Source organism: Pseudoalteromonas sp. QJM3NY_12 (assembly GCF_056173165.1).
Map to the genome: position 1 here is coordinate 3,307,475 of NZ_CM149661.1, position 17,921 is coordinate 3,325,395.

A 17,921-nucleotide genomic window follows, 5' to 3' on the forward strand; every position below is an offset into this window, starting at 1 on the left:
CTTTAACCAAGCCACTTTATTGTTGTTACTAAAGTATGGCTTTGTTTTGGCTCAAGCGTAACCGCATCTTCAAGTACATTCGCAGCCTCTAGGCATAACATGCTTTTATAATCATCATCGGCAAAATTTGATAGCCGCTTTGATTTTTCAATCCATGGGTTCCATAACACGCACGAGCGCGAGTTTTCTCTGCTAACACTGATCATCCCTTGAGGAGTATCAATTGTTTGAACTGCTGCGGCTTGGGTATAAACCATATCGGTTTCACGGGAAAAGTCGACCACATCATGTTGCTGATGAGGCCCTTGACCAAACTCTATATATTGTGCCCCTTGCAGGCCTGTCACACGGGTATTCTTAATATCTTGTGTTGGAAAGTAAGTATGCAGCGCTTGTGTATAGCTAAATGGTACATTGCCTAAATTACAGGTGGTTAAACGCACCTCTAATTGCTCAGATAAAATAAACTCAACCCGTAAAGAAGATTGATGCGGCCAAAAGGTAGAGTCTACCTGCCTCATGGGTAATTTTAGGCTAACCGTAACTTCGTCCTCGGTTTCATGCACTTCATCAGCTTGCCATACGAGTGTGCGAGCAAAGCCATGAGCTGGGAAGTCTGTATTTTCATGTTGACCAAACCAAGGCCAGCAAATAGGAATGCCGCCGCGAATACTTTTCCCTTCGCTAAAGGTTTCATCCCCAGACACCCACAATAATGGCAATTTACCTTTGGGTGTAAGCTCAGTTATTTGCCCACCTTGTAAAAATATTTTCGCCTCACATTGGCGACTATTAATACTAATAAATTCTAAACCGCTATGTGTACGCTCAATACATACTGAGGGTGATAATTGCATTTTATTTCCTTTAACACTGAGACTAATTTTTAATACTTAACCTGAGTTCAGGTTACTTGTACACAAACAATAATGCATGCTTAAAGCATAAGCTACATAGAATAGTTATTTAAATTGAGTTAGTTACTATATTCTTATGCCACATCAACGGTAAAATTACGACTAAAGCTTTACAACTCTGCCTTTCAACCTAGGGAAGGTTCACAAATAGAATGTTATAAGCATTTAATAAAATAAAGATAATAAATGCTATTTTAATTACTGCTCAAATTAATAAAAGTCAATAAAAACTAATAATAGCTGGCATAAATAACATATATCATTTGAATTCAATTTATTTGATGTGTAACATTTCATGATTACGGCAAATCATTCGCCTTCCATGAGACAAACAAATGCAAAAATATGACGAGTTACTAGTTTCTTTACGCAAGGTGATCCGTGCGATTGACTTACATTCAAAGCAGCTTAATAAAACAGCGGGCTTAACAGGGCCTCAACTGCTTATCATGCAGGAAGTGTCTCAAACTGATGGTATTACCGCCAGTCGTATTGCGCAAAACGTCAACTTAAGCCCAGCAACGGTTACTAATATTCTTGACCGAATAGAGAGCAAAAACTTAGTAACACGTGTTCGCAGTCAAATGGATAAGCGCCGAGTCAGCTTATACCTTACCGAACAAGGTAAGGAACTACTCGAAAAAGCACCTCAGCCATTACAAGAGCATTTTATCGAAAAATTTTCAGCACTTGCTGAATGGGAACAGAGTTTACTCCTTTCATCAATGCAACGTATTGCCGCAATGATGGATGCTGATAAGCTAGACGCTTCCCCGCTTTTAGAAGTCGGCGCACTATTTCAAACTCCTAAAGAATAAAACGCAGTATAAAAATAATAAAACCCCTTTTATCGCCTTAAATGACTTAGTTGATAACATGTAACTAAGCCATTTAAGCTTAATTTTATCCTGTAATTAGCTTACCTTTTACCGTTTAATTTATTAAATAGAGCTGGCGTGAACATAAAAAACGTTTTTATTTATTATAAAAATATCGGCTTTAAATTGCTGGGGTTACTGTGTGTATTACTCGGCATTATTGGTGTTGCCCTACCCGTTATGCCAACCACGCCGTTTTTAATTTTAGCCTTAGCCTGTTTTGCTCGCTCATCTAGCGCGCTTGAATCTTGGCTATTAAACCACCCTCGCTTTGGGACAACATTACAACATTGGCGCGCTCATCAAGTAGTTCCTGTAAAGGCAAAATATGCTGCGGGTCTAGGTATGCTAATAGGCTTTATATTTTTATTATACAGCAGCCCTCCAGCTTGGGTTATTGCCCTAGTTGCTGTGGTTGAAGTGCTGGTTTTAACTTACTTAATTTCTAAGCCCTCAACTCCACCTAAAAACTAGGGTCTGTATAAGCAAAATAAAGTGTAAAGTTTGGTAAATAAATTTGTAACAGCTAATGCAAATCATTATCATCCGTACAAATTAATTAAATTTGCACCTTTTATGCCCTTTGTTAATAAACGCGCTTTATATAGTACGAGTCGTGCTTTACATATCTATATTTCTACCGCTTTGTTTTTTCTACTTATTTTATTTTGTGTAAGCGGCATAGTGCTAAACCACGTTGACTGGTTAAAAAACGATAAAAACAACGGCCAAATTACCGCTGCAATTCCAGCTGAACTACTTACAAAAGCACAAACACAATTAAACACCCTACCTGCTATTTACCCCCAAATAGAAGCTTACCTAGCCAAGCAGTATGGGCTGAATAAAGTAAAAAGCATTGAGTGGGAAAAGCAAGATTCACTGGTCATGCTCGACTACCCATTACCTGCAGGCTACGCCTACGCAGAGTTTGATTTTATTAGTGGCGAATTGTTACTCGATTATCAAACCGGGGGATTTTTAAGTGTCATTGGCGACTTACATAAAGGCCGTTACAGCGGTGATGTATGGAGCTGGGTTATTGATATATCAGCAGTGCTAATGATCCTATTTGCCATCACCGGCATGATTATTTTATTTCAAAATAGAAAAAAACGCTTAGCAGGAATATGGATAACCGCATTAGGTGTAGCAACACCTATCGTTATTTACCTGTGTTGGGTGCCACAAATAAAAGGAGTGTCTTAATGTTTAAAGTTAAACCATGGCTAAGCATCACGCTGTTAGTCGCCGCGCTATTTCAAATTAATGCTCATGCACAATCGTCAAGGTTAGAAGTTGAATTAACCCTCGCCGATTTAAACGTGCAACCTTACCACCGACCTTATGTTGCTGTATGGCTGGAAACGCCAGAGCGTAAACACGTCACAACATTAGCGCTTTGGGTACAAAAAGCGGAATGGTTTAAAGACCTACGTCAATGGTGGCGTAAAGCAGGTAAAACCAATATTAACTTTGACGGTATAAGTGGCGCCACTAAGCGCGCTGGTACTTATACAATTGATTGGCAAGGTAAAGATTTAGACGGCAACGCCGTAGCACCTGGTAAATACCTTTTAAATATTGAAGTTGTTCGTGAAGAAGGAGGCCGTGATTACAAACGCCTCGAACTCGATTTAACAAAGCCAGGTAAAATTACCATCGATGGTAAAAAAGAGTTTTCAACCAGTTTTGTTACCGTAAACGCTAAGTAGTAGCTATTTATAATTCGAATTTAAAGGACAGAAAAATGAAAATTAATTTATTAAAAACCGCATTAATTGGCGCACTTAGCTTATCGGCGCTGGTATCTACATCAGCCAGCGCACATGGCCGTTGGTTATTACCATCACACACCTCACTTTCTGGCGATAAAGCGCATTATGTAATGATTGATGCGAGTATTTCTAACGAAATGTTTGCCCCCGACAAAGCCTTTAAGCCAAAAGAGAAAGACGCTCAATGGGACGACACATTACTCATGGCGCTTATGCCAAACGGCGAGCCGGTTAGCGACACTATTCGCGCTTATTACTTAAAGCGCAAAAGCTCAGCAGCAATCAGCTTAACTGAGCAAGGCACATACCATATTGCAATGACGCAAAAGCCAATGTACATGACCTTCTATAAAGATGAAGAAGGCAAGCGTAAGCGTGTATTTGGCAAAAAAACAGACGCTAAATTACCTAGCAGCGCTCAAGGCGTACGCACTACTAAAGTGATTTCAACGGTAGACACGTTTGTAAGCCGTAACGGTACATCTAAGCCAGCCCTGTTAGGTTTAGGCCTTGAACTAAGTGGCCCAACCCATCCAAACGATTTATTTGTAGGCGAGCAAGCGCGTTTTCAATTACTACAAGACGGGAAGCCTGCAGGCGAAGGTATTGAAGTAAGTATTTTAAGAGGCGACACTCGCTACCGTAACGAACGCGGCGAAGTAAAAGTAACTACCGATAAAAACGGCTTCTTTACAACAATATGGAACGCACCGGGTGTTTATTTAATAGAAACCGCAACCGAAGTTGATGTAAATGAAGAGGGCGTAGACTCAGGTCGTTATGCATTATTTACAACACTTGAAGTTGCGCCTGAGTAATTTTTTAGGCATTTATTTAAACGTATTTTTTAAGCCAAGTTTTTAACTTGGCTTTTTTATGCCTATCACTTTTTTTCAATCTCTCTTTTACTTTTATTGATTTCGTCACCATTCGCTACAAGATTACAACAGTAACGATCTAACCGTCTGTAACGTACGTAAACAGTGGCCTTACTTATTAAAAACGTGAATAACATAGATGGTTTTTATCTTTGCACGTAGTTGAGCGCTTCTATATGATTCGCTCCTTTTTCAAACTCACCAAAACAACGACGTTCTTAAGGAACATAAATGACTTTTAAGCGTTTATCAGCCAATAAATTAGCACTTAGCCTGGCCGTAACCTCTGCACTTGGCGGTTCTTTTGTTACAGCTAATGCAGCAGAGCAAGATACTCAGGCACAAGAGAATATCGAAGTAATCTCAGTAACAGGGACTCGCCGTAGTTTGCGAAGTATTGCTGAAAGCTCAGTGCCAGTAGATATTATTACTAGCAGCGACATGGCAAGCACAGGCCAACTTGAGATTAGCCAAGTTCTTGCCAACCAAGTGCCTAGCTTTAACTTTCCAAGTGCCACTTTAGGTGATGGAACAGACCACGCAAAACCTGCTGTACTGCGAGGCCTAGCGCCCGATCACACTTTAGTGCTTATCAATGGTAAACGCCGTCACTCTGGCGCGCTTTTAAACTTAGCAGGTGTTGTAGGTAGAGGATCTACTGCGGTAGATTTAAACATGATCCCTACATCAGCCATTAAGCGCGTAGAAGTACTACGCGATGGTGCCGCAGCGCAATACGGCTCAGATGCCATTGCCGGGGTGATTAATATTGTTTTAAAAGACGCCTCTGAAGGCGGCAGTGTAAGCGTAACCTATGGTGAATACGACACACAAATGGCGGGCGCACCTAACTTAGAAAGCGCCTACGCAGATGCAAACGGCGATCTTGCATTTAACCTAGGTGATGACCGCGAAATTAGCGATGGCGCAACACGCACTATTAGCGCTAACTCTGGATTTGCATTATCAGACAGCGGCTTTGTAAATGTATCGATTGAATACCGCGATAACAGCCCAACACAACGCTCTGGTTTTGATCCGCGTGAGCAATACAGCCGCCTTGACGATGGCAGCCTAGACCCGCGCGAATTTACTATTGACCGTTACAACCATCGTTTTGGTAAAGCAGACCTTGAAGATTATGCTTTATTTTACAATATGGGTTACGAGCTAGATAACAGCCTAAACCTGTATTCATTTGGTAGCTACTCAAAACGAGAAGGTAACTCAGGTGGTTTTTACCGCCGTGCACAAGACAGCCGTAACGTATTAGCACTCTACCCAGATGGTTTTTTACCGCAAATTGAAACCGATGTTGAAGACTACTCATTTGCCCTAGGCCTAGAAGGTGGAACAGGTGACTGGACATGGGATGTAAGTACAAACTATGGCCGCAACGACTTTGCATTTGGTGTTGTAAATAGCTTAAATACGTCTTTAGGTGCTACCAGCCCCACCGAATTTGATAACGGCGCACTAGTTTATGACCAATTTATAGTCAATGGTGATGCAAGCACAATCCTTGATTTAGGGTTACCTGACGACGTATTTTTTACTCTAGGTGCTGAATACCGCCACGAAAGTTATAAAATAGAACAAGGTGAAGAAGCCTCATACATTACTGCACTTGATAGCAATGGCAACCCAATTGCAGCCGGTGGCGCACAAGTACTTTCGGGTTTTGGCCCAGAAAGCGTAACCGATGAAAGCCGTCATAACGTTGCACTATTTGTTGAGTTTGACACCTACCTAACCGAAAACTGGAACATGGTTTTAGCTAGCCGCTACGAAGATTACAGCGACTTTGGCAACACCTTTACCTCAAAGCTTGCAACTCGTTACAGCGTAAACGAAAACCTATCGCTACGTGGGGCAATTAGCACAGGTTTCCGTGCGCCATCACTTGCACAAAGCTCGTATCGTCAAATTTCTACGGTACTTGAGAACAACCAAGCGTTTGAAGTGGGCCTATTCCCAACAGATGCACCAGCAGCACAAGCCCTTGGCGCAAAACAGTTAGACGCTGAAGACTCAGTTAACTTAACTGCTGGCTTTGTTTACACCCAAGGTAACTTTAGCTTAACGGTTGATGCCTACCGTATTGATATTGATGACCGTATTGTACTCTCGGAAAACTTAAGCGGTGCCGCAGTACAGCAAATTTTAGCGGATGCTGGTGAGTTAAATACCGAAAGCGTACGCTACTTTACTAACGCAATCGACTCGCGCACGCAAGGCGTAGACATTGTTGCAACTTACCTACTTCAGTTAGATAACTTTGGCGATGTGCGCTTAAACGCAGCGGCTAACTTTAACGACACCGAAGTGACACACGTTGACGATAATCCTGAACAACTAAACTCTTTAGGTGACGACTACGTTGTATTTGCACGCCGTGAAGTAGGTCGTTTTGAAGAAGGTACACCAGACAACAAACTGAATCTGTCGGCCGTGTGGAACTTTAACGAATGGCAAACAACGTTACGTGCAACACGTTACGGTGAAGTTGCCGATATTTCTACTACCGCCGATCGCGATGAATACCTAGACGCCAAATGGATAACCGATTTAGAAGTGGCATATCGCCCTAACGATGAGTGGAAATTTGCACTGGGTGCCAACAACTTATTTGACCAATACCCGCAAGCCACGGTCGATAATATTGGTTACTCTACCTTTAGCCAAATATTTCCATACACACCGTATGCACCATACAGTTTAGATGGTCGCTTTTTATACGGTAACATTACCTACAGTTTTTAATTAAAACTGGCGGTTAAAACGAAAAGGATGCTTTATGCATCCTTTTTATTAATAATTAGTAATTTTAACCACTAATTAGTCTTTTAATTTTCAACAAAAAACTAAATTCATTATAAAACAAACACTTAAATTTAGGCCCCATTTTTGCTCTAGTCTTGTTATATTAAATAATAACATCACACTAAAAGGACTAACCATGAGCTCATCAACTGTATCTACCATTGCTAAACCACTTTCACTAATTAGCGGTATTTTATTATTAAGTGGCTGCGTGTTTCATATTTCACCAAGCGTTGCGTCGGTAAAACAAACACAACAACTAACACTACCTAGCAATAATCTTGAATACCTAGACGTACTAAGCGGCGCAGGTTCACTTAAAATAATGGGCTCATCAACAGCAACCAGTATTAATGTTGACGCCACTATTTACACAGCCGATATTGACGACGAATACGAACTCACACTCGATCAAAGTGGCACTAAAGCAAAGCTTGTTGCCCAAAATACAAGTAATAATGGTATTAGCTTTTACAGCGGCCAATCGCCAAGCATTAATTTAGTGGTCACCGTCCCTAACAATCTTGAGCTAGATATTGATGATGGCTCAGGCGACATAACTATTAACGCCATGAAAAATAATATTGATGTAAAAGATGGCTCTGGCAGCTTATCAATCAATGGCGCTAAAAACCTAAACATAGACGACGGCTCGGGCGATATTTCTCTTCAAAGCATCACTGGCAATCTAGATCTTAACGATGGTTCGGGCAGCATTACTATTAATAACGTTAATGGCAATGCAAATATTGATGATGGCTCAGGCGATATGAATGTAAGCAATGTACGTGGTACATTAACTGTTGAAGACGGGTCGGGAAGCATAGCAATACAACATATTAATGGCGCTGTCGACGTTGAAGATAACTCGGGCGACTTAACCATTGAACATGTTGATGCAAGCGTTACCATTGAAGATGGCTCTGGCGATATTCGCGTTAATCATGCTAAAGGGCTAACAATTACAGAAGCAGGCTCTGGCGATGTTAGCATCGATAATATCTCTGGTTCAGTAAAGCTAGACTAATATACTGAGCCCTTAATAAAATGCACTTAACCTTGGCTTAAGTGCATTTCTTTTTGAAAGCCATTTTATAGCCCGCTAATAACCAACTAGTTCTGCATAACCTTTACCTTTAAAACCGCCTTGAGTTTTAATTCGCCCCTCCCAGTAGGGAATGCTCAATTGATTTCGTGAATCGGGGTTACGTGCTTCAATTATAATTGGCTCAAACCCTTTAACCTTGAGGTGCCACTTAACTGGGTAGGTTTTACTACTGGGCGTTGTTTGGGCTGTAAGCTCAGATGTTTTTAATACCTGTAAGGTCACGTCGTCATTTGCAATGGCGCGCACAATTCCACTTTGCGTAATGTGCGATGCACTGCAGTAGTCATAACTTTGTTGACCATTACGAATACAAAATGCCATTAAGCCCCCCTGTTTTTTATCATCAGCCTGAATGCTAAACCAGTCCCAACCATTTTGGGTAGGATCGATTAGCGCCGAAGACCACTCTCTGTCTAACCAAGCATCTCCAGTTACTTTAAAAGTTTTACCCGCAAATGTGATGTCGCCTTGTGCGTGTAAAAACGGATAGCTGTAATAGTAAGAGGCATGCCCCTGGTGAGTCTTTTGGCTATAACCTTGCTCGCCATGTTTTACAAGTGGGCTATTAGCCAGCACCAGGTTAGCACTGTAATTTTCCTGCTGCGCCTTTAAACTGAGCGGTAAAAATGTTGCATCCTTACTTGCTAACTGCCAATCATCTAGGCGAGCTTCAAATGGCTGCGCTGTTATATTTACTTGCCCCAATCGGCCATATTTTTCGAACGCTTGATGCTGTGAATCGGTTTGTATTGCAAAGTGAGCAAAGTAAAGCTGCCCATTCCACCAAGGTGATGGTTCTGTTTGTGTGCTTTGCTCATCAACCGAGAGCCTAAATAAAGTCCATTGCACACCAAAGGTGTCGCCATTATCTGCCTTTAAATTAGCAGTCACGTACCACCATTCAATTCCTTGTTGATGATGCGCCCCATGATCACGTGGAAAGCTCAACCCTTGGTTTTTGTTTACAGGTTCACCAAATTGTTGTGCAAACCCGCTATGCATTGGTTTATCTTGATTTACTTGCTCTGCTTCAGGCTGGCACGCGCTTAATGCGCCAATAAAAATAAAGGTAACAGCTGCTTTTAGTCTATTCATGTAAGTCCTATAGCTTGGCAACATTATCGGCAACGGCGCTTCGCGTTAATTTTATCAGCGGTAACGCGCTCACAAATAAAGCTAACATAAACATAAGCACCGTAAAGCCACCTAACTGTAGCCAATTAACGGTCATGGCCATGGTCCAACCAAAGGCAATTGGCATGACGTAAGTTAATAGTACCCATCCAAGGCTAAGCCCCAATGGTATAGCTAATAACAAGGTGGTTAAAATAATAAGTGCAGCTTGCAGTACTTTTGCTCCCAATAATTGCTGTTGTGTGACACCCAGCGTTTGTAATACCGCCATGGGCTGTAATTGCCCGCGCCCTAAAGTTAAAAAGCTTACCCACATGCCAAATAATGCAATCAGCATAATAAATATATTAAGCGCCTGAGTAACATAAAAAGTTTTACCAAATAGCTGTTTTGCAAAGCGTTTAAACTGCTGATTAGCAATGACTTGTTGGCTATCTAATTGGTGCTGTTTTTGAATATATTCGGCTATGGCGTCAACGTCACTATGGGGCTTTAACCAAAGCGATAAACCATACTCGGTGTAATTTAAGCTGCTATTCAATAATGCATTAGTTGTTACAACAACATTTAACCCTTGCTCGCCGTAATCAAAATAGGCAGCACGTACTTGGCACGTTAGTGTATTAATATGCTGTTTTAGGGTTATTACATCACCTACTTTAAGCGAATACTGCAGCAAGGCGGGTTCGTTCACTAAGCAACCCACAACCCCGTTTTTGTTCTTTTCAAATACTGCAGCAGATGTAGGTGCTTTATTGTTTAACAAAGTAAGGTGTTGGTTGTAGCTGGCTGTTGCACCAAATGCCATAACATCAACAGCTATCGTATTTTTAGGTGCTTTAAGCTCACTTTTAGCTGACCAATATACGCCTACTTTTTCGACCTCAGGGAGTTCACGCAACTTAGCCCCTAACGCTTGAATGTTTTGATCGGGCCTTACGTATAAATCAGCGCTTAGGCGTTTTTCAAGGTGTGTATCTAAGGTGTCGCTAAAACTGCCAACCATAATTTGCATACCTACGGCGGCTCCCATCGCCATTAAAATAGCGAGTACAGAGCTTAGTAATGCAGGTAACTGCACTAGGCTGTCGGCTTTTAACCACTGAATAATCGGGTTTTGTGTTGGCCATGGCAGTTTAAAAACGGCTTTAACTACCGGTGGTGTAATTACAAAAAAGAGGAGTAGCACACAAACACACAGCAATAAGGCACTTATTTTGGTATTTGCCGTTAACGCTAAGTAGCTGGCTGCAAAAATAGCTAACGCAAACATTAGCCATTTAATACGCGCACAAAAAGTACTTAATCGAGCCGATTGGCTGGCCAAAAACCCCAACAAAACAACAACATTAAGTGTAAAGCCGCTAGCAATCATGCTGCTATCAAGGCTTACTACAAAGCTTCTGTCTAGCTGGTAGAGCCCTCTCAGAGTCGCCGATACATCCATAACTAAGGTGTTTGCCAGTGCCGCGCCTAGTAACGCACCTAATAACGCAGCAAAAAAACTAAGCACCGTTAATTCAATAACCAGCGCTTTAATTAACGCCGACCGTTGACAACCCAGCACCCACATTTGCTGCTGTAAGTGAGCGCGCGCATTGTACGCAAGTTTAATTGCATTAAAACTTAAAAACGCACCCACCACATAACCTAACAAAGCCAGCGCTTGTAAATTAAAGAAAAAAGCCTCAGAGAGCGCATCAAAAGCCTGCTCTTGCGCAGCTTCAAGGCGTGCTTGCTCGCCTAATAATACCTTTAACTGGGCTGCTTGTTTATTATTTAAGCCACTTACTTCAAAGTAACTAATTACCCCATTTGCGCGCAGTAATTTATCAGCAAGGCTAATGTCCACAAGCATGGTCATGCCTAAACCTTGTAATTCGCTTACAGCTAAAGTGCGTGTGACATCACCCATGTTTATATTAATACGGCTGTTTTTTAAATTTAGCCGCTGTATTAATTTAGGATCGATATAAACAGTATTTAGTAACTGTTCAAACCCAGAATAACGCTTGTTGGTTGTTGATGCTGAGCCGCCGGTATTTTCTGTAAGCCACTGCAATAAATTGACGCCCCTAAGCGCGAGCTTTTGCTGCTCATTGGTTTCAATTACGCCCTCTAAAACCGGTTGAACCTGCGTAAAGCCAGCCGCCCTAATACGCGACCACATACTGTTGGGCAACCTGTTTTCACCTAGCACAGGACGTACAAAATGCGTCACTGGGTTTGCAATTAGTGCTGTGGTTTGTTGATAGCGCTTACCGGCCTCTAAATTTAAGCCCTGTATTGCAGTAAGTAGCGCCGCGCCCAAACTAAAGCCAATAAAAAACAGTAATAACAGCCCTACATGGCGGCGATAAAACTGCATATACGTTATTAATATAAGTTTAAGCTCAGCCATTAATTTGGCCATCTTTTAAAAACAATTGCGTAGTAAACTGGTCGGCCAATCGCTGACTATGAGTGACCATAATAAGTATTATTTGCTGCTCTTCGCACAGGCTTTTTAATAGCCTAACTATATCGAGTGAACGAGCGGCATCAAGGTTACCCGTAGGTTCATCAGCCAATAATAACTTAGGCTTATTTAATAGCGCACGGCCTATGCCCACTCGTTGTTGCTCCCCACCAGAGAGTTGCTCAGGCATTGCTGTAAGCTTGCCTTCTAAACCCAGTTTTTTAGCCATCGTATTTACTTCATCGTCGCTAGGCGATAACCCATTAAGCCTTGCTTGAAAGCACATGTTGTCTTTTACATTTAACGGGCTGAGTAATTGGTAATGCTGAAAAATAATACCTATTTTACGCCGATAAAGCGCAAGCTCATTAGCACTCAATTCACTAATTTTTTGCTCATTAACCGTAATAGTTCCAGCATCTGGAGACAGTAAACCGGCTAATAAATTTAATAATGTTGTTTTGCCCGAGCCACTATCACCTAGTAAGGCAATGTGTGCAGCGGGTAAAATAGTTAACGATAAATCATTAATTATTTGTCGCTTCAAGCCACCATCTTGGCGAGTAAAAAATACATTATTTAGCGAAATCATAAAGAAAAGGTTATTCCTGTAATAAAAATATGGCTCGATATATAAACGATACCATAACAGTAATGCGTTCACTTAAGTGGGTTTTCGGTTGATTTTTTACACGCAATAAGCGCGTTTATTTAACTAAACCAGTAACTAAAAACCAAATCACTAAAGAGCGACAAAAAACTTTGTTTTTTTTTGCTTTATTTCTTTTTTAGGTACATATTAATGTTTAATTTTATAAGGATATTAATATGAAACGGATACTTTTAATTATATTACCCACTTTACTCACACTTCTCGGGTGTGGTGGTTCAGGCAGCTCTGAAACTAAGCAAGTCACTCCCCCAGTTAGCACAAATGCACAACCAGTGGCTGTTATTGGCACTGAACAATCAGAATATAAAACCAATACACCCATTACTTTTAGTGCTGCAAATAGTAGCGATCCTGACGGCGATACACTCACATACCAGTGGCAACTCCTTAGCGCAGACGAGCAACAAAACATACCGCTTAATACTAACAACCAACGCACTGTGACGTTTTCGGTAGCACAAGCGCAAAATTACACCTTAAAGCTGATTGTGAACGACGGCAAAATTTCAAGCTCGGTAGTAAGCAAACAAATTACCGTTACCTCAAACGCACAGCTCATTGCAAACGCAGGCAGCACACAAACCGTAAAACAAGGTGATGTAGTTAAATTAACAGCAGCACAAAGCACCGCTACTAATGCGGTAATTAATAGCTACCAATGGCAATTTATCAAAACACCTACATCAAGCGCTGCACAACTTGAAAATAGCACCCGCGTTAACAGCCAATTTGTTGCTGATAAACTAGGCGAATACAGCGTTAAATTAACTATTACTAACTCAATTGGTGATACCGCTAATAGTAACGTACTTATAAAAAGTGAGCAGCTTGCTGTAAATTCTGCGCCAAACGCTGTTATTTCAGTTCAAAACAGTACACTTTCACCCAACCAACTCGTAACATTAAATGGTGAACAAAGTACCGATCCAGATGCAAACGACACGCTAAGTTATCAATGGGCAATAACCTCTAAGCCTGAGAACAGCGACCCAAGCTTATCGAATGCAATTGCCAAAAATGCAGGCTTTGCATCGAATGAATTGGGTGAGTACACGATCTCCCTAAGCGTAACCGATGAAGGTAATCTAAGTGATACCGCGCAAGTAACCTTAAGCGTTACCACCGAAAACAAAGCGCCTATTGCCGTTCTTGCAGAGCAAACTGATATAACCTTAAATACATTAACTACCCTACAATGCCTACAATGTAGCGACCCCGATAGCGACCCTCTAATTTACAACTGGCAACTGCAAGCAAAACCTGAAAGTAGCACTGCGCAATTACAGCAAAGCACATCGGCTACCCCTTCGCTTACTGCTGATGTTGAAGGCGATTACGTTGTTACCCTAGTTGTATCTGACGGTGAACTCAGCTCACCACAAGTAACCTCGGTGCTGCATACAAAGGATAATAAAAAACCAGTTACTCTAGTAAGTTACAAGTCTTCAATTAGTGTTAATGAGCAAGTTACTTTAGATGCCTCAGCCAGTTACGACCCCGAAGGCGCAGTTTTAAGTTACCATTGGGAAATAGTTTCGTCGTCAAATCAAGCTGTATTAAGCAGTACAAGTAGCTCAGCCCCCACGCTTAGCGCGCCAGCAGAAGGGCAAGTTGTTGTTTCACTTAAAACCAATGATGGTGAGCAGTTTTCAGACACACAAACACTCACTATTAATGTTACACAAAACGCCAAGCCCGTTATTATTCATACCGGTGATAAAGCTCGCTACAGCACCGTTGGTAGCACCGTTAACTTTGATGCAAGCCAAAGCTATGATCCAGAGGGCACCGCGCTTAGCTATGAATGGGAGCTCTCTACACCAACAGGTTCATCTGCTAGTTTAAGTAGCACCAACCAAAACATAACCGAATTAACACCCGATCTAACTGGTAACTATATCTTAACTTTCACGGTAACTGATGCTGACAACTACCAAGCCATTACTCAGTTTTCGGTTACAGCTACTAATTCATCGCAAATAACGGGCAACATAAAAGGGCAAATTACCAACGTGCAACGAACCGCAATTAGTAATGCCAAACTCACAATTAACAATGTGCCGTACACCACAAATAGCGCAGGTCAGTTTAACGAAACACTTAACTTAGCTGAAGGTGAAAACATTACTATAACCAGCAACGATCCGCGCCTTGCTAATGCCATCTATAACTCTCCCGCAATTACCCAAAATAACTTTACGATAGACTTAGAACAAAACAGTTTACCCGTATTTCAAAGCGTGGAGGTTACCGTATTTGTATGTCCTGAGTTTACCGGGCCAGATACCATTAACGTAAACTTTAACATGACCGAAACACTGCTAGCCTCTGCACGTTTTGAATATCAATTTAACCAAACTCAGGCACTCGTTTTGCAAAAATCAGGAAGCACCTACCTAGATAGCGAACTGCTTATAGACCTACCAGCAACTGCTAAATTTGAGGTGACGGTAACCGAAAGCAACGTTGAGAACACTTATAATTGGCCTATTACTATTTTTTATTCAGCGTCTGACGATCCAAGATCAGCTATTATAAACATATGTAATATTTAGCCTTGTTGTGTGCGTTTTTAAAACGCACACAACAAATAACAGCATATATCCACATAACTCATTGTATTTTATACGCACCTAAGCCATGCTATTTATCTCAACGTTAATAAGGTAAGCACGTGTTAGAAATAGCTTTAATTTACTTAGCTGCTGCCATTGTTGCAGTTCCCATAGCAAAACGACTTGGACTTGGCTCTGTGCTAGGTTATTTAATTGCAGGCATTTTGATAGGCCCATATGCATTAGGTGTCGTAGGCGACCAAACTGATGTAATGCACTTTGCCGAATTTGGCGTTGTGATGATGTTATTTTTAGTTGGCCTTGAACTGCAACCTTCGCGTTTGTGGACTCTGCGCCACTCAATATTAGGGCTTGGCGGATTACAGGTGGTACTAAGTGCAGCGGCTATTTTTGCCTTTTGTTATTGGTTTTTTGCCATGCATTGGCAAACGGCTTTAGCTATTGGTTTAATGCTCGCGCTGTCTTCAACTGCTATTGTGCTGCAAAGCCTTGAAGAAAAAGGCTGGCTAAAACAAGAAGCTGGGCAAAATGCATTTTCGGTTTTATTATTTCAAGATATTGCGATTATTCCTATTTTAGCGCTACTTCCGCTACTCGCTTTTGCACCACAAGGTAACTCAAAAGACATTAACGACTCCATCATTGCTAGCTGGCCTATTTGGCAGCAAGTAGGGGTTTCTGTTGCTGTTATTGCCGCTATCATTGCTGGCGGTAAATATGTTTCGGCACCATTATTTAGATACATAGCACAAACCCACATGCGTGAAATATTCACTATTTTTGCATTGTTTTTAGTGGTGGCTATTTCGCTGGTGATGCAAAGTATTGGGTTATCGCCCGCACTCGGTACTTTTTTAGCCGGTGTTGTATTGGCCGAAAGTGAATTTAGACACGAGCTAGAAGCCGATATAGAGCCCTTTAAAGGCTTATTACTGGGATTATTTTTTATCACGGTTGGCGCATCAATTAATTTTGAATTGCTATTTAACCAATTCAGTACCGTGATTGCATTAGTGGTGTTATTAATTACCATTAAAGCCTGTATTTTATTTGCCTTGGCAATTGCTTTTAATATTAGCCGTAAACAACAACTTCTATTTACCTTAGCCCTTGCTCAGGGCGGCGAGTTTGCCTTTGTGCTGCTTAGTGTAACAACCACCTTGAGTATTTTAACCCCAGAGCAAACTAATTTAGTTACCCTTGTGGTTGCCGTTTCCATGCTAATAGCACCTTTACTGCTTATGCTGTATGAGCAAATTCAAAAGCGCAACTATAGCACCACGGCACCTGAGTTTGATAAACCAGAACAAATAAGCACAGCCAAACATGTGATCATTGCCGGATACGGTCGTTTTGGACAAATAATGGGGCGTTTATTACATGCACAAGGCTACGAAATTACCGTACTTGATCACAGCCCAAGCCAAATAGAACTGCTGCGCCGCTTTGGTAATACCGTATTTTATGGTGATGCGGCACGCCAAGAACTGCTTGAAGCCGCAGGCGCGCACACAGCACAAATGCTGGTTGTTGCAATTGATAACCCTGATAAAACCATTGAGATAATTAAGCTGGCGCATAAAAACTATCCACAATTAAAAATAGTAGCGCGCGCCATAGATCGCCGCCATGCATATCAATTACTTAATTTAAAAGTAGATGCGTTTAACCGCGAAACCGTCGACTCAGCCATAAACTTAGCCATAGAATCATTGCAATTGCTTGGTAATAGTAAAGAAGATGCTGAGCGTGCTGGTAAGTTATTTAGAGATCACGACCGTGCTGCCGTATTGCAACTAGCCGAACTTTGGGGTGATGATGCCAGTTATGGTGTGGCTGTGCGCCAACGTATGGAAGATTTAAAGCAAGTATTACAACAAGACAAACAAGCACGGCAAAACTTAAATACCTGTGATGCCAAAGACTATGAAAATGGCTTAACCGAAAACACGGTTAAGCCAAAAAACGCTAATGATGATGCCCACCTTGAATAGCCTCGCCTTGCTGGTTATAAAAACCGGTAGCGCCGTGCTCTATAAAACCTAGGTTAATCATTTTAGCTAAAAATGGATCGCTTTCGTTATCGCCAATATCCGCGTAATCGGTGGTTTGAAAGTTATCCCATTTTGCAAACTGAGCCTTAATTGCAGGTGTATCACTGTTTACATCATTTAAGCTAAGCAAGGTTTGAGTATCACTTTTTTTATTGGTCACACTAAAAGTTTTAACTAATTTTGCTTGCGGGAGAAAAGCCAGATTAAATCGGTTATCGCCCTCATTAAGTACGTAATTTTTTACCTCATTACAACCCTCACCTTGTGAACTTACTAGGGTCATTTTTGCAATCAAATGGTTATCCACCAGCTGACTTTTGGCACTCCAATTTTGCACTCCACGTACCTCCGATGGTTGGTACTCAATACCGCGCTGCTCAGCATTAAAGTAACGAATAGGACGAAGCTGCTTATTACTTAGCTGCTGCCAAAGCTCGGTTAGTGTTTCACTTTGATGAGCCACCTGCTGATTGTTCCGCCAAAGGGTAAGTGACTGAGTGCTTTGCTGTGCTTTATGCTGATTGGTAATTTGATAGTCGGCTTTTAGTTGCGCAGCATCAATGTCGCACTGCTGGGCGAGCGCACTGGTGCTGGCCAGTGCTGAAAGTATAAATAATAACTTTTTCATTGGGGGTAATCTCTTG

Annotated in this window: 14 protein-coding genes; 9 read left to right on the forward strand and 5 right to left on the reverse strand. The window is 41.5% G+C overall.

Annotated elements, in window-relative coordinates; all coding sequences use genetic code 11:
- Positions 1 to 2 precede the first annotated feature (2 nt).
- The gene (locus tag AC0VZ5_RS15475) at positions 3 to 857 is read right to left on the reverse strand and encodes a D-hexose-6-phosphate mutarotase (protein ID WP_475473579.1); all 855 of its coding nucleotides are present in this window, start codon (positions 855 to 857) and stop codon (positions 3 to 5) included.
- 395 nt (positions 858 to 1,252) lie between these two features.
- Here AC0VZ5_RS15475 and AC0VZ5_RS15480 point away from each other — a divergent pair, with 395 nt between their 5' ends.
- The 7 genes from AC0VZ5_RS15480 to AC0VZ5_RS15510 all read left to right on the forward strand — a co-directional run bounded on the left by AC0VZ5_RS15480 (position 1,253) and on the right by AC0VZ5_RS15510 (position 8,301).
- Positions 1,253 to 1,735, forward strand: a complete 483-nt coding sequence (locus AC0VZ5_RS15480) for a MarR family winged helix-turn-helix transcriptional regulator (RefSeq protein ID WP_008112832.1) — start codon at positions 1,253 to 1,255, stop codon at positions 1,733 to 1,735.
- Positions 1,736 to 1,873: 138 nt separating this feature from the next.
- Positions 1,874 to 2,269, forward strand: a complete 396-nt coding sequence (locus tag AC0VZ5_RS15485) for a YbaN family protein (RefSeq protein WP_138608635.1) — start codon at positions 1,874 to 1,876, stop codon at positions 2,267 to 2,269.
- A 102-nt stretch (positions 2,270 to 2,371) separates the two neighbouring features.
- Positions 2,372 to 3,004, forward strand: a complete 633-nt coding sequence (locus tag AC0VZ5_RS15490) for a PepSY-associated TM helix domain-containing protein (RefSeq protein WP_138608665.1) — start codon at positions 2,372 to 2,374, stop codon at positions 3,002 to 3,004.
- A complete protein-coding gene (locus AC0VZ5_RS15495; RefSeq protein ID WP_475473581.1) occupies positions 3,004 to 3,510 on the forward strand; it encodes a DUF2271 domain-containing protein in 507 nt (168 codons plus the stop codon). The genes AC0VZ5_RS15490 and AC0VZ5_RS15495 overlap by 1 nt, the downstream gene beginning before the upstream one ends.
- Before the next feature lie 35 nt (positions 3,511 to 3,545).
- Complete coding sequence (locus tag AC0VZ5_RS15500; protein WP_475473583.1) at positions 3,546 to 4,391, forward strand: DUF4198 domain-containing protein; 846 nt, start codon at positions 3,546 to 3,548, stop codon at positions 4,389 to 4,391.
- A 291-nt stretch (positions 4,392 to 4,682) separates the two neighbouring features.
- On the forward strand, positions 4,683 to 7,214 hold the full coding sequence (locus AC0VZ5_RS15505; RefSeq protein WP_475473585.1) for a TonB-dependent receptor plug domain-containing protein: 2,532 nt from the start codon (positions 4,683 to 4,685) through the stop codon (positions 7,212 to 7,214).
- Positions 7,215 to 7,410: 196 nt separating this feature from the next.
- Positions 7,411 to 8,301 carry a DUF4097 family beta strand repeat-containing protein gene (locus AC0VZ5_RS15510; protein WP_198522154.1) on the forward strand — a complete coding sequence of 297 codons (891 nt, stop codon included), beginning with the start codon at positions 7,411 to 7,413 and terminating at the stop codon, positions 8,299 to 8,301.
- Between the two features lie 75 nt (positions 8,302 to 8,376).
- Here AC0VZ5_RS15510 and AC0VZ5_RS15515 read toward each other — a convergent pair whose 3' ends face one another.
- The 3 genes from AC0VZ5_RS15515 to AC0VZ5_RS15525 are packed head-to-tail and all read right to left on the reverse strand — an operon-like array spanning position 8,377 to position 12,566.
- Complete coding sequence (locus AC0VZ5_RS15515; RefSeq protein WP_464710748.1) at positions 8,377 to 9,477, reverse strand: lipocalin-like domain-containing protein; 1,101 nt, start codon at positions 9,475 to 9,477, stop codon at positions 8,377 to 8,379.
- Between the two features lie 7 nt (positions 9,478 to 9,484).
- Positions 9,485 to 11,917, reverse strand: coding sequence for an FtsX-like permease family protein (locus AC0VZ5_RS15520; protein WP_475473588.1), 2,433 nt, complete (start codon positions 11,915 to 11,917; stop codon positions 9,485 to 9,487).
- Positions 11,910 to 12,566, reverse strand: a complete 657-nt coding sequence (locus AC0VZ5_RS15525; RefSeq protein WP_475473590.1) for an ABC transporter ATP-binding protein — start codon at positions 12,564 to 12,566, stop codon at positions 11,910 to 11,912. Before AC0VZ5_RS15525 ends, AC0VZ5_RS15520 begins: the two co-directional genes overlap by 8 nt.
- Before the next feature lie 236 nt (positions 12,567 to 12,802).
- Between AC0VZ5_RS15525 and AC0VZ5_RS15530 the strand changes: the two genes are divergently transcribed.
- Positions 12,803 to 15,202 (forward strand): PKD domain-containing protein, encoded by a 2,400-nt coding sequence (locus tag AC0VZ5_RS15530; protein ID WP_178956785.1) that lies wholly within the window; start codon positions 12,803 to 12,805, stop codon positions 15,200 to 15,202.
- A gap of 119 nt (positions 15,203 to 15,321) precedes the next feature.
- The gene (locus tag AC0VZ5_RS15535) at positions 15,322 to 17,217 is read left to right on the forward strand and encodes a monovalent cation:proton antiporter-2 (CPA2) family protein (protein WP_178956786.1); all 1,896 of its coding nucleotides are present in this window, start codon (positions 15,322 to 15,324) and stop codon (positions 17,215 to 17,217) included.
- On the opposite strand, the gene AC0VZ5_RS15540 is transcribed toward AC0VZ5_RS15535, so the two are convergent.
- Positions 17,192 to 17,905 (reverse strand): hypothetical protein, encoded by a 714-nt coding sequence (locus tag AC0VZ5_RS15540; RefSeq protein WP_475473593.1) that lies wholly within the window; start codon positions 17,903 to 17,905, stop codon positions 17,192 to 17,194. The two genes, AC0VZ5_RS15535 and AC0VZ5_RS15540, sit on opposite strands and share 26 nt — an antisense overlap.
- Between the last annotated feature and the right edge of the window lie 16 nt (positions 17,906 to 17,921).

Coding starts and splice junctions, on each gene's coding strand:
- AC0VZ5_RS15475 (WP_475473579.1), bottom strand. CDS start 857: ATGCAATTATCACCCTCAGTATGTATTGAGCGTACACATAGCGGTTTA.
- AC0VZ5_RS15480 (WP_008112832.1), top strand. CDS start 1,253: ATGCAAAAATATGACGAGTTACTAGTTTCTTTACGCAAGGTGATCCGT.
- AC0VZ5_RS15490 (WP_138608665.1), top strand. CDS start 2,372: ATGCCCTTTGTTAATAAACGCGCTTTATATAGTACGAGTCGTGCTTTA.
- AC0VZ5_RS15495 (WP_475473581.1), top strand. CDS start 3,004: ATGTTTAAAGTTAAACCATGGCTAAGCATCACGCTGTTAGTCGCCGCG.
- AC0VZ5_RS15500 (WP_475473583.1), top strand. CDS start 3,546: ATGAAAATTAATTTATTAAAAACCGCATTAATTGGCGCACTTAGCTTA.
- AC0VZ5_RS15505 (WP_475473585.1), top strand. CDS start 4,683: ATGACTTTTAAGCGTTTATCAGCCAATAAATTAGCACTTAGCCTGGCC.
- AC0VZ5_RS15510 (WP_198522154.1), top strand. CDS start 7,411: ATGAGCTCATCAACTGTATCTACCATTGCTAAACCACTTTCACTAATT.
- AC0VZ5_RS15515 (WP_464710748.1), bottom strand. CDS start 9,477: ATGAATAGACTAAAAGCAGCTGTTACCTTTATTTTTATTGGCGCATTA.
- AC0VZ5_RS15520 (WP_475473588.1), bottom strand. CDS start 11,917: ATGGCTGAGCTTAAACTTATATTAATAACGTATATGCAGTTTTATCGC.
- AC0VZ5_RS15525 (WP_475473590.1), bottom strand. CDS start 12,566: ATGATTTCGCTAAATAATGTATTTTTTACTCGCCAAGATGGTGGCTTG.
- AC0VZ5_RS15530 (WP_178956785.1), top strand. CDS start 12,803: ATGAAACGGATACTTTTAATTATATTACCCACTTTACTCACACTTCTC.
- AC0VZ5_RS15540 (WP_475473593.1), bottom strand. CDS start 17,905: ATGAAAAAGTTATTATTTATACTTTCAGCACTGGCCAGCACCAGTGCG.